14 protein-coding genes are annotated in these 15,497 nt (G+C 72.4%); 13 read left to right on the top strand and 1 reads right to left on the bottom strand.

What is annotated here, in order from left to right; genetic code table 11:
- Window positions 1-160 precede the first annotated feature (160 nt).
- A complete protein-coding gene (locus ABZ562_RS06835) occupies window positions 161-1,528 on the top strand; it encodes a replication-associated recombination protein A (protein ID WP_361474989.1) in 1,368 nt (455 codons plus the stop codon).
- Between the two features lie 11 nt (window positions 1,529-1,539).
- Here the strand turns inward: ABZ562_RS06835 and ABZ562_RS06840 are convergent, their stop codons facing one another.
- On the bottom strand, window positions 1,540-2,286 hold the full coding sequence (locus ABZ562_RS06840; RefSeq protein ID WP_361474991.1) for a DUF2470 domain-containing protein: 747 nt from the start codon (window positions 2,284-2,286) through the stop codon (window positions 1,540-1,542).
- A gap of 193 nt (window positions 2,287-2,479) precedes the next feature.
- Between ABZ562_RS06840 and rpsD the strand changes: the two genes are divergently transcribed.
- From rpsD to ABZ562_RS06900, 12 genes are all read left to right on the top strand, one after another.
- A complete protein-coding gene (gene rpsD / locus ABZ562_RS06845; protein WP_361474993.1) occupies window positions 2,480-3,091 on the top strand; it encodes a 30S ribosomal protein S4 in 612 nt (203 codons plus the stop codon).
- A 245-nt stretch (window positions 3,092-3,336) separates the two neighbouring features.
- Complete coding sequence (locus ABZ562_RS06850) at window positions 3,337-3,777, top strand: DUF948 domain-containing protein (protein WP_361474995.1); 441 nt, start codon at window positions 3,337-3,339, stop codon at window positions 3,775-3,777.
- Window positions 3,778-3,785: 8 nt separating this feature from the next.
- A complete protein-coding gene (locus ABZ562_RS06855; RefSeq protein ID WP_361474997.1) occupies window positions 3,786-4,115 on the top strand; it encodes a DUF6167 family protein in 330 nt (109 codons plus the stop codon).
- On the top strand, window positions 4,115-6,802 hold the full coding sequence (alaS, locus tag ABZ562_RS06860; protein WP_361474999.1) for an alanine--tRNA ligase: 2,688 nt from the start codon (window positions 4,115-4,117) through the stop codon (window positions 6,800-6,802). The genes ABZ562_RS06855 and alaS overlap by 1 nt, the downstream gene beginning before the upstream one ends.
- Window positions 6,803-6,804: 2 nt before the next feature.
- A complete protein-coding gene (gene ruvX, locus ABZ562_RS06865) occupies window positions 6,805-7,269 on the top strand; it encodes a Holliday junction resolvase RuvX (protein ID WP_055557549.1) in 465 nt (154 codons plus the stop codon).
- 91 nt (window positions 7,270-7,360) lie between these two features.
- Window positions 7,361-9,172, top strand: a complete 1,812-nt coding sequence (gene mltG / locus ABZ562_RS06870; protein ID WP_361475001.1) for an endolytic transglycosylase MltG — start codon at window positions 7,361-7,363, stop codon at window positions 9,170-9,172.
- A 6-nt stretch (window positions 9,173-9,178) separates the two neighbouring features.
- Window positions 9,179-10,024, top strand: coding sequence for a shikimate dehydrogenase (locus ABZ562_RS06875; RefSeq protein ID WP_361475003.1), 846 nt, complete (start codon window positions 9,179-9,181; stop codon window positions 10,022-10,024).
- Between the two features lie 180 nt (window positions 10,025-10,204).
- Complete coding sequence (gene aroC / locus ABZ562_RS06880; RefSeq protein WP_361475005.1) at window positions 10,205-11,389, top strand: chorismate synthase; 1,185 nt, start codon at window positions 10,205-10,207, stop codon at window positions 11,387-11,389.
- Between the two features lie 47 nt (window positions 11,390-11,436).
- Window positions 11,437-11,919: a shikimate kinase gene (locus ABZ562_RS06885; protein WP_055557595.1), complete on the top strand. Its 483-nt coding sequence runs from the start codon at window positions 11,437-11,439 to the stop codon at window positions 11,917-11,919.
- The gene (gene aroB, locus ABZ562_RS06890) at window positions 11,916-13,022 is read left to right on the top strand and encodes a 3-dehydroquinate synthase (protein WP_361475007.1); all 1,107 of its coding nucleotides are present in this window, start codon (window positions 11,916-11,918) and stop codon (window positions 13,020-13,022) included. Before ABZ562_RS06885 ends, aroB begins: the two co-directional genes overlap by 4 nt.
- Window positions 13,023-13,290: 268 nt before the next feature.
- Entirely contained in the window at window positions 13,291-14,241 is a 951-nt protein-coding gene (locus ABZ562_RS06895) for an AAA family ATPase (RefSeq protein WP_361475009.1), read from the top strand.
- Between the two features lie 92 nt (window positions 14,242-14,333).
- Complete coding sequence (locus ABZ562_RS06900; protein WP_361475011.1) at window positions 14,334-15,446, top strand: aminopeptidase P family protein; 1,113 nt, start codon at window positions 14,334-14,336, stop codon at window positions 15,444-15,446.
- The last annotated feature ends 51 nt before the right edge of the window (window positions 15,447-15,497 follow it).

The following is a 15,497-nucleotide window of genomic DNA, read 5'->3' on the forward strand; positions in this document are numbered from 1 at the left end:
GCGGCGCTGCGTGCGACGAGCGCGGGGCCGCGAGGTGCCGCCCGCCGCGGCAGCGGCTGATGTCACAGCGGCGTCGGGAGCCCGGCATGATCGGCAAGACACCCCCTGGCCCGAACCCCTGGAAGCCGGTGCTGTCGGTGCGGTGCCATAGGCTTTCGGGGTGGAGCCAGACCTGTTCACCGCCGCCGCCGAGGACCGCCAGGAGAAGGACCCTTCCAGCAGCCCGCTGGCCGTGCGCATGCGCCCGCGCACGCTGGACGAGGTCGTGGGCCAGCAGCATCTGCTGCGCCCCGGATCGCCGTTGCGGAGACTGGTCGGCGAGGGCAGCGGGGGCCCGGCCGGGCCGTCCTCGGTCCTGCTGTGGGGCCCGCCCGGGATCGGGAAGACCACCCTCGCGTACGTGGTCAGCCAGGCCACCCAGAAGCGGTTCGTGGAGCTGTCGGCGATCACCGCGGGGGTCAAGGAGGTGCGGGCCGTCATCGACGGGGCGCGCCGCTCCTCGGGGGCGTACGGCCGGGAGACCGTGCTCTTCCTGGACGAGATCCACCGCTTCAGCAAGGCGCAGCAGGACTCGCTGCTGCCCGCCGTGGAGAACCGCTGGGTCACCCTGATCGCGGCCACCACGGAGAACCCGTACTTCTCGGTGATCTCCCCGCTGCTGTCCCGCTCGCTGCTGCTCACCCTGGAGCCGCTCACCGACGACGATCTGCGCGGGCTGGTGCGCCGCGCGCTGACCGACGAGCGGGGGCTCGGCGGCGCGGTCACCCTCCCCGAGGAGGCCGAGGGGCATCTGCTGCGGATCGCGGGCGGCGACGCCCGGCGGGCGCTCACCGCCCTGGAGGCGGGCGCCGGGTCGGCGCTGGCCAAGGGCGAGGCGGAGATCACGCTGACCACGCTGGAGGAGGCGGTCGACCGGGCCGCGGTCACCTATGACCGGGCCGGTGATCAGCACTATGACGTGGCAAGCGCTCTCATCAAGTCGATCCGCGGCTCGGATGTGGATGCCGCGCTGCACTATCTGGCGCGGATGATCGAGGCGGGGGAGGACCCGCGGTTCATCGCGCGGCGGCTGATGATCTCGGCGAGCGAGGACATCGGGCTGGCGGACCCGACCGCCCTGCCCACCGCCGTGGCGGCGGCGCAGGCGGTCGCGCTGATCGGCTTTCCCGAGGCCGCCCTGACGCTGAGCCACGCCACGATCGCGCTGGCGCTGGCGCCCAAGTCCAACGCGGCCACGACGGCGATCGGGGCGGCGCTGGCGGACGTCCGGGCGGGGCTCGCGGGCCCGGTGCCGCCGCATCTGCGGGACGGGCACTACAAGGGCGCCGAAAAGCTCGGCCACGCCCAGGGGTATCTGTATCCGCACGATCTGCCGGGCGGCATCGCGGCGCAGCAGTACGCGCCGGACAAGATCCACGGAAAGCGCTACTACGAGCCGACGCGGTACGGGGCGGAGGCCCGCTACGCCGATGTGGTCGAGCGGGTCCGGGCGCGGCTGCGCGGCGACCCGCCGCCGGAGTCCTCGTAAGCGGAGACCGCCTAACCGGCGGCCGCCTCGAACAGGATGTGCATCGCGCGGCGCAGTTCGGAGACGCTCCGCACCGGCTCCGGGAAGTCGAAGCGCGCGTCGAACGGCCGGTCGGCGTCGTCCGTGAAGCGGACGCGCAGGCCGAAGCGGTCCAGGGCCACGGGGATCGAGGGGCCGCGGGTGCACACCATGGACGAGCGCTCGCCCAGCAGGGCGCACAGCCCGCGCACCTGGTCGCTGTGGGCGGCGTGCAGGTGCTGCAGCAGCTCGGCCTCGAGCGGGGCCAGCGGGTCGGGGGCGGCCTGCGCGAAGTCGTCCGGCTCGACGCCGTCCGCGCCCCACAGGTCGTCCACGCCCGCCTCGGCGACCTCCAGCCGCAGCGGCGTCCAGGCGGCGGCCCGGCCGCGCGGCCAGGTGGACGGGTCGGGCTGAAGGGCCTCCCCGAGGCCCAGCAGCTCTCCGACCGGATGGTGCTCTGCCAGCAGGGCAGCGCTCGCGGCGCGGTCGCCGCCGCGTACGGGAGTGAGCCAGCCGGCCACCCAGGCGCGGCCGCGGATCCGCTGGGGCACCGCGACCGGGGCGACGTCCGTGATCTCCATCACGCAGGTCAGATCGTCGTCCTGCGCGTGGGCCGCCGCGCGGGCCGCGGGTGAGCCGCCGGGGAGCAGCAACAGCACATCCCCGTCCGGGGTGACGGCGCGAGCGGCCGGTCCGTCCATGCCGAGATCGTCGGGGACCTCGATTCCGGGAATCGTCAACGACGCCGTAGCCTTGTTTTCCACGAGAGTCCGTACACGCTCTGCCGCCGTCGGCCGCAGGGCGTCTTCCTTGGGACGCGGCTGACCCTCCTCAAGACTCTGAGCAGTGCTGGGCAGGGGGATCCCAGGTCGAAACATGCGTTCTCCTCGGCTAAGGTAAGGCTCACCTAACTTACATGGAGGTTCGTTCCACGTGAACCAGTCGCGTCCCAAGGTCAAGAAGTCGAGGGCGCTCGGCATCGCGCTGACGCCGAAGGCCGTCAAGTACTTCGAGGCCCGTCCCTACCCGCCCGGCGAGCACGGCCGTGGCCGCAAGCAGACCAGTGACTACAAGGTCCGGCTGCTGGAGAAGCAGCGTCTGCGCGCTCAGTACGACATCAGCGAGCGTCAGATGGCCCGTGCCTACGACCGCGCTCGGAAGGTCGAAGGCAAGACAGGCGAAGCCCTGATCATCGAGCTTGAGCGCCGTCTGGACGCGCTCGTCCTGCGGTCGGGAATCGCCCGCACGATCTACCAGGCCCGCCAGATGGTGGTCCACGGTCACATCGAGGTCAACGGCCGCAAGGTCGACAAGCCCTCCTTCCGGGTCAGCCCGGACGACGTGGTGATGGTCCGCGAGCGCAGCCGCGAGAAGCACCCCTTCCAGGTGGCCCGCGAGGGTGGCTACGCCCCCGACGGCGAGACCCCGCGTTACCTGCAGGTCAACCTGAAGGCGCTCGCCTTCCGCCTCGACCGGGACCCGAACCGCAAGGAGGTCCCGGTGATCTGCGACGAGCAGCTCGTCGTCGAGTACTACGCCCGCTGACCCAGCGGACCGTACGCGCTCATCAGCCCGCGGGTTCCCCATCGACCGGTGTGTGTCGGGGGGAACCCGCGGGCTGTTTGGCCGAGCGGAATGCGTTTCAGCCGGGCCTGTCCGGCGCGATAGGGTCGTTACCTGCCGCCCGCGCCCGGACGACCCGCTCGAGACCGGCGGGCGACGGACGACTGGGACAACGGACGACCTGAACGACGACGACCGACGTGATCGGCAGCAGGGAGCGGTGCAACGTGTCCGGTGGAGAGGTGGCCGGGATCCTCGTGGCCGTCTTCTGGGCCATCCTGGTGTCCTTCCTCGCCCTCGCCCTGGTGAGACTCGCCCAGACGCTCAAGGCGGCCACCCGGCTGGTGGCGGAGGTCACCGAGCAGGCGGTGCCGCTGCTCAGCGAGGCGTCGGCGACCGTGCGCGAGGCGAACACCCAGCTCGCGCGCGTGGACTCGATCGCCTCCGACGTCCAGGAGGTCACCTCGAACGCCTCCGCGCTGTCCTCGACCGTCTCCTCCGCCTTCGGCGGACCGCTGGTCAAGGTGGCGGCGTTCGGCTACGGCGTCCGGCGCGCGATCGGCCGCAAGGGCCGGCCCGAGAGCGAGCCCGCGCCCACCGTCGTCATCGGCAAGACCTTGCCGTCCGCCCGCCGGGGCGGCCGCCGCAACCGTGGATCGAAGGGCTGAGAGACCGGATGTTCCGCCGCACTTTCTGGTTCACCACCGGCGTCGCAGCCGGTGTGTGGGCCACCACCAAGGTCCAGCGCAAGCTCAACCAGCTCACCCCCGAGAGCCTGGCGGCGCAGGCCGCCGACCGGGCGGTGCTCGCCGGACGGCGGATCAAGGTCTTCGCGCTCGATGTGCGCGACGGCATGGCCGACCGCGAGGCGGCCCTCAAGGACGCACTGGGCCTGACCTCGGCGCCCGCCAACGACCTCACCCAGCTGCCGGCCCAGCGCGGCCGGGCCCAGCTCACGCACACGTCCCCCTACCCCAACCCGAACGCCCGAAATGAGGACCACTGATGGAGTCGGCTGAAATCCGCCGCCGCTGGCTGCGCTTCTTCGAGGAGCGCGGGCACACCGTCGTGCCGTCGGCGTCGCTCATCGCGGACGACCCGACCCTGCTGCTCGTCAACGCGGGCATGGTCCCCTTCAAGCCGTTCTTCCTGGGTGAGGTCCAGCCGCCCTACAAGCGCGCCGTGAGCGTGCAGAAGTGCGTGCGCACGCCGGACATCGAAGAGGTCGGCAAGACCACCCGGCACGGCACGTTCTTCCAGATGTGCGGCAACTTCTCGTTCGGCGACTACTTCAAGGAAGGCGCCATCACCTACGCCTGGGAGCTGCTCACCGGCTCCGTGGCGGACGGTGGCTACGGTCTCGACCCCCAGCGCCTTTGGATCACCGTCTACGAGCAGGACGACGAGGCCGAGCGCATCTGGCGCGACGTCGTCGGCGTCCCCGCGGAGCGCATCCAGCGCCTGGGCATGGGCCCCAACTACTGGTCCATGGGCGTCCCCGGCCCCTGCGGCCCCTGCTCCGAGATCAACTACGACCGTGGTCCGGAGTTCGGCGTGGAGGGCGGCCCGGCCGTCAACGACGAGCGCTACGTGGAGATCTGGAACCTGGTCTTCATGCAGTACGAGCGCGGCCCGGGCGAGGGCAAGGAGAACTTCCCCATCCTCGGCGAGCTGCCCAGCAAGAACATCGACACCGGTCTCGGCCTCGAACGCCTCGCGATGATCCTGCAGGGCGTGCAGAACATGTACGAGACCGACACCCTGCGCGTCGTGATCGACAAGGCCACCGAGCTGACCGGGGTCGCCTACGGCGCCGCCCATGACTCCGACGTATCGCTGCGCGTGGTCGCCGACCACATGCGCACCTCCGTCATGCTCATCGGCGACGGCGTCACCCCCGGCAACGAGGGCCGCGGCTATGTGCTGCGCCGCATCATGCGCCGCGCCATCCGCAACATGCGCATCCTCGGCGCCGCCGAGCCGGTCGTCGCCGAGCTGGTGGACACCGTCCTCACGACCATGGGCGAGCAGTACCCGGAGCTGCTGACCGACCGCAAGCGCATCGAGACCGTCGCGCTCGCCGAGGAGTCGGCCTTCCTGAAGACCCTCAAGGCCGGCACCAACATCCTCGATACCGCCGTCACCGACACCAAGGCCGCGGGCTCCACCGTCCTCCCCGGCGACAAGGCGTTCCTGCTCCACGACACCTGGGGTTTCCCGATCGACCTCACCCTGGAGATGGCCGCCGAACAGGGCCTCTCGGTGGACGAGGACGGCTTCCGCCGCCTGATGCGGGAGCAGCGGGAGCGCGCCAAGGCCGACGCCAAGGCCAAGAAGACCGGCCACGCCGACCTGTCCGCCTACCGCGAGGTCGCCGACACCTCCGGCTCGACCGTCTTCACCGGATACAGCGACACCTCCGGTGAGTCCACCGTCGTCGGCCTGCTGGTCGACGGGGTCTCCTCGCCCGCCGCCTCCGAGGGCGACGACGTCGAGGTCGTCCTGGACCGCACCCCGTTCTACGCCGAGGGCGGCGGCCAGCTCGCCGACACCGGCAAGATCAAGCTGGCCTCCGGCGCCGTCGTCGAGGTGCGGGACGTCCAGCAGCCGGTGCCCGGCGTCAGCGTGCACAAGGGCGTCGTCCAGGTCGGCGAGGTGACGGTCGGCTCCGCCGCGTACGCCGAGATCGACGTCAGGCGCCGCCGGGCCATCGCCCGCGCCCACAGCGCCACCCACCTCACCCACCAGGCGCTGCGCGACGCGCTCGGCCCGACCGCCGCCCAGGCCGGTTCGGAGAACTCGCCCGGCCGCTTCCGCTTCGACTTCGGCTCGCCGACCGCCGTCCCCGGCACGGTGCTCACCGACGTCGAGCAGAAGATCAACGAGGTGCTCTCCCGCGAACTCGACGTCACCGCCGAGGTGATGAGCATGGACGACGCCAAGAAGCAGGGCGCCATCGCCGAGTTCGGCGAGAAGTACGGCGACCGGGTGCGCGTGGTGACCATCGGCGACTTCTCCAAGGAGCTGTGCGGCGGTACGCACGTCCACAACACCGCCCAGCTGGGTCTGGTGAAGCTGCTCGGCGAGTCCTCCATCGGCTCCGGCGTGCGCCGCGTGGAGGCCCTGGTGGGCGTGGACGCCTACAACTTCCTCGCCCGTGAGCACACGGTCGTCTCCCAGCTCACCGACCTGGTCAAGGGGCGCCCCGAGGAGCTTCCGGAGAAGATCTCCGGAATGATCACCAAGCTCCGGGACGCGGAGAAGGAGATCGAGCGGTTCCGCGCCGAGAAGGTGCTGCAGGCCGCCGCCGGGCTCGCCGAGGGCGCCAAGGACGTCCGGGGCGTCACCCTGGCCACCGGCCGGGTGCCGGACGGCACGACCGCCGACGACCTGCGCAAGCTGGTGCTGGACGTGCGCGGACGGCTGGACCAGAAGGCGGGGGCCCTCGACCGGCCCGCCGTCGTCGCCCTGTTCACCGTGGCGAACGGCCGCCCGCTGACCGTCATCGCCACCAACGAGACGGCGCGCGAGCGCGGACTCAAGGCCGGTGACCTGGTCCGTACCGCCGCCAAGACGCTCGGCGGCGGAGGCGGCGGCAAGCCGGACGTCGCCCAGGGCGGCGGCCAGAACCCGGACGCCGTCGGCGACGCCATCGAGGCCGTCGAGCGGCTCGTCGCGGAAGCGGGCCAGTAGCCGTGCGACGTGGCCGGCGCATCGCCATCGACGTCGGGGACGCCCGGATCGGGGTCGCCTCGTGCGACCCCGACGGGATCCTCGCCACCCCCGTGGAGACCGTGCCGGGACGTGACATCCCGGCCGCCCACAAGCGGCTGGCGGCCCTCGTCGAGGAGTACGAGCCCATCGAGGTGGTGATCGGCCTCCCGCGCTCGCTCAACGGGCGCGAGGGGCCGGCCGCGGCCAAGGTGCGCACCTTCGCGCGGGAGCTGGCGCGGCGGGTCCAGCCGGTGTCCGTACGGCTGGTCGACGAGCGTATGACGACCGTCACAGCGGCGCACGGCCTCCGGGCTTCCGGGGTGTCGTCCAAGAAGGGCCGTTCGGTCGTTGACCAGGCAGCCGCGGTGGTCATCCTGCAGAGCGCGCTGGAGACAGAGCGGGCCTCCGGCCGGGCGCCGGGCGAGGCCGTCGAAGTGGTCATCTGATCGCGATACGGTAACGTTCCGCGCGACATGGCAGCCGTCTCTTGTGCCGCGAGCGCACTCGGTGGCTGCCACCGCCATCGCTAGGGGTTCGATGACTGAGTACGGCCGGGGACCCGGCTCCCAACCGTGGCATCCCGAGGACCCGTTGTACGGGGACCAGGGATGGGGCGGGCATCAGGCGGTGACCGGGCAGGAGCCGTACCCGCAGGACCCGAACGACCCCTACGGACAGGGCCCCTACGCGCAGGACGGTTACCCGCACGACGCCTACGCGCAGGACGTCTACGCCCAGGGCGCCCACGGCCAGGACGTCTACGCGCAGGACCCCTACGGACACCAGCAGTACCCGCATGGATACCCGCAGGACGCCCAGCCGTTCCCGCAGCAGCAACAGCAGCCGCCGTGGGAGCAGTACGGGCAGCAGGGGCACGACACCAGCGGCAACGGCGGCTGGGACGGTTCCTACGGCGGCGGGATGGACCCGAACGACCCCTACGCCTACGCGGCCCAGGGCGGCGCCCAGGAGGGCTTCCCGCAGCAGGCGGCGCACGAGCCGCAGCAACACCACCAGCCGCAGGAACACCACGAGCCGCAGCAACAGCACGAGCCGCGGCAGCAGGACGCGCAGGCGCCGGGGGAGACCCAGCAGATGCCCCAGGTGCCGCAGGAGGCACAGGAGCCCGAGCCCCAGGCGTCCCGGCAGGACGCTCCGAAGGATGACCACCCGTTCTTCGCCTCGGACGACGACGCCGGGGACGACGCCGACGACTCCGAGGGCCGCTCCCGGAAGGGCAAGAAGTCCAAGAAGGCGCAAGGGAAGGCCGGGGCCAAGCGCCGCAGCGGGGTCGCCTGCCTCTTCGTCACCGTCGTCCTGGTGGGTGCCGTCGGCGGAGGCGGCTACTTCGCCTACGACTTCTGGCAGACCCGCTTCGGCCCGGCGCCGGACTACGAGGGCCAGGGCTCCGGGCAGGTCGAGGTGGAGGTGCCCGACGGCTCGGGCAACGCCGAGATCGGCAGCATCCTCGCCGAGAAGGGCGTGATCAAGAGCAGCGGCGCCTTCGTGGAAGCCGTCGAGGACAGCGGCAAGTTCGTCCAGCCGGGCACCTACACCCTCCGTAAGGAAATGTCCGGCGCGGCCGCGGTGAAGCTGATGCTCAGCCCCGCCAGCAGCAACGCCCTGATCGTCACCGAGGGCATGCGCGACGCGGCGGTCTACGCGGCGATCGACAAGAAGACCGGCGTCAAGGCGGGCACCACCGCGGGCATCGCCAAGAAGGAGGCCAAGAACCTCGGCCTGCCGTCCTGGGCGAACGACAATGCCAAGATCAAGGACCCGCTGGAAGGATTCCTCTACCCCTCCCGCTACAGCGTGGGCAAGAACGCCAAACCGACGGACGTCCTGCGCAAGATGGTCGCCGAGGCCAAGCGGAACTACGCGCGGCAGGATCTGGAGGGCCAGGCCAAGGAGCTGGGCCTCAAGAGCCCGCTGCAACTCATCACCGTGGCGAGCCTGGTCCAGGCGGAGGGCGTGACCCACGATGACTTCCGCAAGATGGCCGAAGTGGTCTACAACCGGCTCAAGCCCGGCAACAGCCAGACCAACGGCAAGCTGGAATTCGACTCGACGTACAACTACATCAAGAACCAGAGCAAGCTCGACATCTCGGTCAGCGAGATCAAGGGCTACGACAACCCGTACAACACCTACTTCTACCAAGGCCTGCCGCCGGGCCCGATCGGGAACCCCGGCGCGGACGCGCTCAAGGCGTCGATGAACCCGACCAGCGACGGCTGGTACTACTTCGTGGCGATCGGCAACAAGAGCCAGTTCTCCAAGACCTACGCGGAACACCAGAAGTGGGTCGACAAGTTCAACAAGCAGCAGCGCGAGAACAACGGCTGAGGAAAGATGTCGCACAACCGCAAGGCAGCCGTGCTCGGCTCGCCGGTCTCCCACTCCCTCTCCCCGGCCCTGCACAACGCCGCGTACCGGAAGCTGGGGCTCGACGACTGGCACTACGGCACCGTCGAACTGGACGAGGCCGCGCTGCCGGGCTTCTTCGAGCGGCTGGGCGGACCGTACGACCCGGGCTGGGCGGGGTTCTCCGTCACGATGCCGCTCAAGCGCGCGGTCATCCCGCTGCTGGACCGCGTCAGCGACACGGCGGCCTCGGTGGAGGCGGTCAACACGGTCGTCCTGACCGACGACGGCCGACGGCTGGGCGACAACTCCGACATCCCCGGCATGGTGGCGGCGCTCGCCGAGCGCGGCGTCCAGCGGGTGGAGCGGGCCGCCGTCCTGGGCGCCGGGGCCACCGCCTCCTCCGCGCTGGCCGCGCTGGCCCGCGTCTGCGACGGCGAGGTCACCGCGTACGTCCGCAGCGACGCCCGGGCGGCCGAGATGCGGCAGTGGGGCGAGCGGCTGGGCGTGCCGGTGCGCACGGCGGACTGGGGAGATGCGGCCGCGGCGTTCGACGCCCCGCTGGTGATCGCCACCACCCCCGCCGGGACGACCGACGCGCTCGCGGCGTCCGTCCCCGAGCACCCCGGCACGCTCTTCGACGTCCTCTACGACCCCTGGCCGACCGCGCTGGCCGGCGCCTGGTCGGCGCGCGGCGGTGCCGTGGTCAGCGGTCTCGACCTGCTCGTCCACCAGGCCGTGCCGCAGGTCGAGCAGATGACCGGGCGGGCCCCGGCGCCGCTCGCCGCGATGCGCGAGGCGGGCGAGGCGGCCCTCGCCGCCCGCTCCCGCTGACGTCCCTCCGCGTCCCCCCCGGCGTCGCCCCACCGCGCCCCCGATGTCTCACACCCAGGTCCGTCTGGTGGACCACCGCCCCGGGCCCTCCACCGGACGTGGGAGGATCGGAAGGAGGCGGGCCAGGGCCGCACCAGGTCCCGCCACGAGACGTCGAGGGGCGAGCATGAGGGAGCACCGTTGAGCAGGTTGCGCTGGCTGACCGCGGGGGAGTCGCACGGCCCCGCGCTTGTGGCGACGCTGGAAGGACTGCCCGCAGGGGTGCCGATCACCACCGAGATGGTGGCGGACGCCCTCGCGCGGCGTCGGCTCGGTTACGGCCGCGGGGCGCGGATGAAGTTCGAGCGCGACGAGGTCACCTTCATCGGCGGCGTCCGCCACGGCCTGACCCTCGGCTCCCCGGTCGCGATCATGGTCGGCAACACCGAGTGGCCCAAGTGGGAACAGGTCATGGCCGCCGACCCGGTCGACCCCGAGATCCTGGACGGGCTGGCCCGTAACGCGCCGCTGACCCGCCCCCGCCCCGGCCACGCCGACCTCGCCGGGATGCAGAAGTACGGGTTCGACGAGGCCCGCCCCATCCTGGAGCGCGCCAGCGCCCGCGAGACCGCCGCCCGCGTCGCCCTCGGCACCGTCGCCCGCTCCTACCTCAAGGAGACCGCCGGGATCGAGATCGTCTCCCATGTGACCGAGCTGGCCTCGGCCAAGGCCCCGTACGGGGTCTACCCCGAGCCGTCCGACGTCGAGCGGCTCGACGCCGACCCGGTGCGCTGCCTGGATGCCGACGCGAGCAAGGCGATGGTGGCCGAGATCGACCAGGCCCACAAGGACGGCGACACCCTCGGCGGCGTCGTCGAGGTGCTGGCGTACGGCGTGCCGGTGGGCCTCGGCTCGCACGTGCACTGGGACCGCCGGCTGGACGCGCGGCTGGCCGCCGCGCTGATGGGCATCCAGGCCATCAAGGGCGTCGAGGTCGGCGACGGCTTCGACCTCGCCCGGGTGCCCGGTTCCCAGGCGCACGACGAGATCGTGTCGACCGACGAGGGCATCAGGCGCTCCTCCGGCCGCTCCGGCGGCACCGAGGGCGGACTGACCACGGGCGAGCTGTTGCGGGTACGGGCCGCGATGAAGCCGATCGCGACCGTGCCCCGGGCGCTGGCCACCGTCGACGTCACCACCGGCGAGGCCACCAAGGCCCACCACCAGCGCTCGGACGTGTGCGCGGTACCGGCCGCCGGTATCGTCGCCGAGGCCATGGTCGCCCTGGTCCTGGCCGAAGCGGTCGCCGAGAAGTTCGGCGGCGACTCGGTCACCGAGACCCGCCGCAACGTCCGGGGCTTCCTCGACAGCCTGGCCATCCGGTGACCGCCCCCAGCGCACCGGAGGGGCCGGCCGTGGTGCTGGTCGGGCCCATGGGCGTCGGCAAGAGCACCGTCGGACGGGTGCTCGCCGAGCGGCTGGACACCACGTTCCGCGACACCGACACCGACATCGTGGCGACCGCGGGCAAGGAGATCTCCGAGATCTTCATCGACGAGGGCGAGCCCCACTTCCGCGAGCTGGAGCGGCAGGCCGTACGGGCCGCCGTCACCGGACACCCGGGCGTGCTGGCGCTCGGCGGCGGCGCGATCCTCGACCCGGACACCCGCGCCCTGCTCACCGGCCTGCCGGTGGTCTTCCTGGAGATGGGCGTCGCCGAGGCGGTCAAGCGCACCGGCCTGGACGCCCCCCGCCCGCTGCTCGCCGTCAACCCGCGCCAGCGCTGGCGCGAGCTGATGGAGCAGCGCCGCCCGCTGTACACCGAAGTCGCCCGAGCCGTCGTGACGACCGAGGGCCGCACCCCCGACGAGGTCGCCGACGCCGTCATGGACGCACTGGAGCTGAAGAAGGCATGAGCACCGACACCCCCACGCGCATCCAGGTCGGCGGCACCGCGGGCACCGCGCCGTACGAGGTCCTGGTCGGCCGGCAGCTCCTCGGCGAGCTGCCCGGGCTGATCGGGGACGCCAAGCGCGTCGCCGTCCTGCACCCCGAGGCGCTGGCCGAGACCGGTGAGGCGATCCGCCAGGACCTCGCCGACCAGGGGTACGAGGCCATCGCGATCCAGCTGCCGAACGCCGAAGAGGCCAAGACCGCCGAGGTCGCCGCGTACTGCTGGAAGGCGCTCGGCCAGACCGGCTTCACCCGCAGCGATGTCATCGTCGGCGTCGGCGGCGGCGCGACCACCGACCTCGCGGGCTTCGTCGCCGCGACCTGGCTGCGCGGGGTGCGCTGGATCGCCGTCCCGACGACCGTGCTCGGCATGGTCGACGCGGCGGTCGGCGGCAAGACCGGGATCAACACCGCCGAGGGCAAGAACCTCGTCGGGGCCTTCCACCCCCCGGCCGGGGTGCTGTGCGACCTGGCCGCGCTGGACTCGCTGCCCGTCAACGACTACATCAGCGGCCTCGCCGAGATCATCAAGGCCGGATTCATCGCCGACCCGGCCATCCTGGAGCTGATCGAGCAGGACCCGGCCGCGGCCCGCACCCCCGGCGGCGCGCACACCGCCGAGCTGATCGAGCGGTCCATCCGGGTCAAGGCCGAGGTCGTCTCCAGCGACCTCAGGGAAGCCGGGCTGCGCGAGATCCTGAACTACGGGCACACCCTCGCGCACGCCATCGAGAAGAACGAGCGCTACAACTGGCGGCACGGCGCCGCCGTCTCCGTCGGCATGGTCTTCGCCGCCGAACTGGGCCGCCTCGCGGGCCGTCTGGACGACGCCACCGCCGACCGGCACCGCGCCGTCCTTCAGTCCGTCGGCCTGCCGCTCACCTACCGCGGCGACCAGTGGCCCAAGCTGCTGGAGACCATGAAGGTCGACAAGAAGTCCCGCGGCGACCTGCTGCGCTTCATCGTGCTGGACGGCATCGCCAAGCCGACCGTGCTGGAAGGGCCGGACCCGGCGGTGCTGCTCGCCGCGTACGGCGAGGTCTCCAAGGAGACCTCCCGGAGCTGACCGGATTCGGTCACGACTGTGTCATCGCCATCGAAGCCCGCGGCCCCGCCGCGGGCTTTCGAACACCGCGGAGTTTGCCCGCAGTTGCGCGCCCCCGCGGACGAATTGCCTGGCTGACGCGTCGAGACGGGCACTCATCGGGTTTCCTGGGCGTTCACACAGCGGCGGACGGGGCAGGTACCGTTCGGTAGGAGCGGCCTCAGCGCCGCGTCACCACGCGACAGTTGTCCGCCACGACTGCCGCCCGTACGAGACGGAGTGCCACCGGATGCAGCACGCAGTGGGAGCTCCGCTGCCACCGTCCCACCGGCCGGCGGGGCAGGGGCCCGGGCCGCAGGGCGCAGGCTGGGCCCAGAGCGCGAGTCAGCCCCCCGGTTCCCAGCAGCACCCCCCGGCCCCGCCCGTACCCCCGGCGCCCGCTCCACCCACCCCGCCCGCGCACCCCGCGGCGCCCATGCCGCCGGGATTCGTGCCCCCGGTGCCCGCACCGCCCGCGCCCCCGGTGGCGGGCCATCCGCAGACCGCCGGGCACCCCACCCCGCAGCCGCCCCCCGGGCCGCCCGCCGACCACCCCGGCACCACCGGCCACATCCAGCTCCCGCCCGGCGGGCCCGTCCCGCTGCCCCACCCGCCCGCGGACCCGGCGATGGCCGACGCCTCGCAGGCCGCCGTCGCCGTGCTGCTCATCGGACCGGCCGGGGCGGGCAAGACCACCGTCGCCCGCTACTGGGCCGACCGCCGCCGGGTGCCCACCGCCCACATCAGCCTCGACGACGTCCGCGAATGGGTCAGGTCGGGCTTCGCCAACCCCCAGTCGGGCTGGAACGAGAACTCCGAGGCGCAGTACCGTCTCGCCCGCCGCACCTGCGGCTTCGCGGCCCGTAACTTCCTGGCCAACGGCATCTCCTGCATCCTCGACGACGCCGTCTTCCCCGACCGCCCCGTCGTCGGCCTCGGCGGCTGGAAGCGGCACGTCGGCCCGGGCCTGCTGCCCGTGGTGGTGCTGCCCGGCCTCGAAATCGTCCTGGAGCGGAACGCGGCCCGCAGCGGCAACCGCCGCCTCAGCGACGAGGAGGTCGCCCGCATCCACGGCCGGATGGCCGGCTGGTACGGCTCGGGCCTGCCGATCATCGACAACTCGACGTACGACGTGGAGACCACCGCCCGCATGCTGGACGAGGTGGTGGCCCGCTCCATCGCCAGCCCGCCCGCCTTCTGACGACAGCCCGGGTCATCCCGGGTAACCGGGCCGGGACCCCATCCGGACCCTTCCGGACGGCCGGGGTGGGGCGGAGTGCGTACGCTCGGGGCATGTCCCAGGTGTACGCGGCCCGACGTGCCCGCCTGCACGACCAGTACGCGGCGGCCGGGAGCGAGGCCGCCCTGGTCTCCCGGCCCGCCAACGTGCGCTATCTGTGCGGCGAGGCGCCCCCGGGCGCCGCACTGCTCCTCGGGCCCGTCCAGGACGTCCTGGTGGCGCCCGAGGCGTCCTCGTGGGGGCCGGTGCCGGGGCCGCATCCGGAGGATCTGCGGGTCCTCGTGCTGTCCGGGGCCGGGGCGGACGGCGACCCGGCCGTGGCCGCGGCCGACCTGGCGGCGGCCGACGGCGCCGAGTCGCTGGCCGTCGAGGAGCACGATCTGACCGTGGCCCGCCACCGGGCGGTCGGCTCCGCCGTGCCGCGGCTGCGCCTCGCCGACCTGGGGCGGGCCGTCGAGCAGCTGCGGATCGTCAAGGACGACGAGGAGATCTCGTGCATGCGGATCGCCGGGGAGCTGGCCGACCAGGCCCTCGGCGAGCTGCTGGAATCGATCCTGGTGGGCCGCACCGAGCGCCATCTCGCGCTGGAGCTGGAGCGGCGGCTGGTGGATCACGGCGCGGACGGACCGGCGTTCCCCACCGTGGTCGCCGCGGGGCCGCACGCGGGCCGGGCCGGTCATCTGCCCACCGACCGCCGGGTGGAGGAGGGCGATTTCCTCACCATCTGCCTGGGCGCCGACTACCGGGGATACCGCTGCCAGGTGGGCCGTACGTTCGTCGTCGGCCCCTCGCCCGCGGACTGGCAGGTCGAGCTGTACGACATCGTCTTCGCCGCTCAGCGGGCCGGACGGGAGGCGCTGCTGCCGGGCATGGCGTACCGGGAGGTGGACCGGGCGACCCGTCAGGTGCTGGACGCCGCGGGGTACGGGGAGGGGCTCGAGGCGCGTACCGGACACGGTGTGGGCCTGGAAATCGACGAGGACCCTCGGCTGTCGCCGTCGGCCATGGGTAAACTGGACGCTTGTGTGCCGGTCACCGTCGAACCGGGGGTCCACCTCCCGGGACGGGGCGGCGTCCGGATCGACGACACGCTCGTCGTCCGCCCCGAGGCGGACGGCGGACCCGAGCTACTCACCATCACGACCAAAGAGCTGCTCGCGCTGTAGTTCTGGCTGACAGTTTTCCGCTGGCGGCCCTGGCTGATAACGGCGCGTCGC

Origin of the sequence: Streptomyces sp. NPDC019937 (genome assembly GCF_040631655.1) — a bacterium.
Taxonomy (GTDB): Bacteria; Actinomycetota; Actinomycetes; order Streptomycetales; family Streptomycetaceae; genus Streptomyces.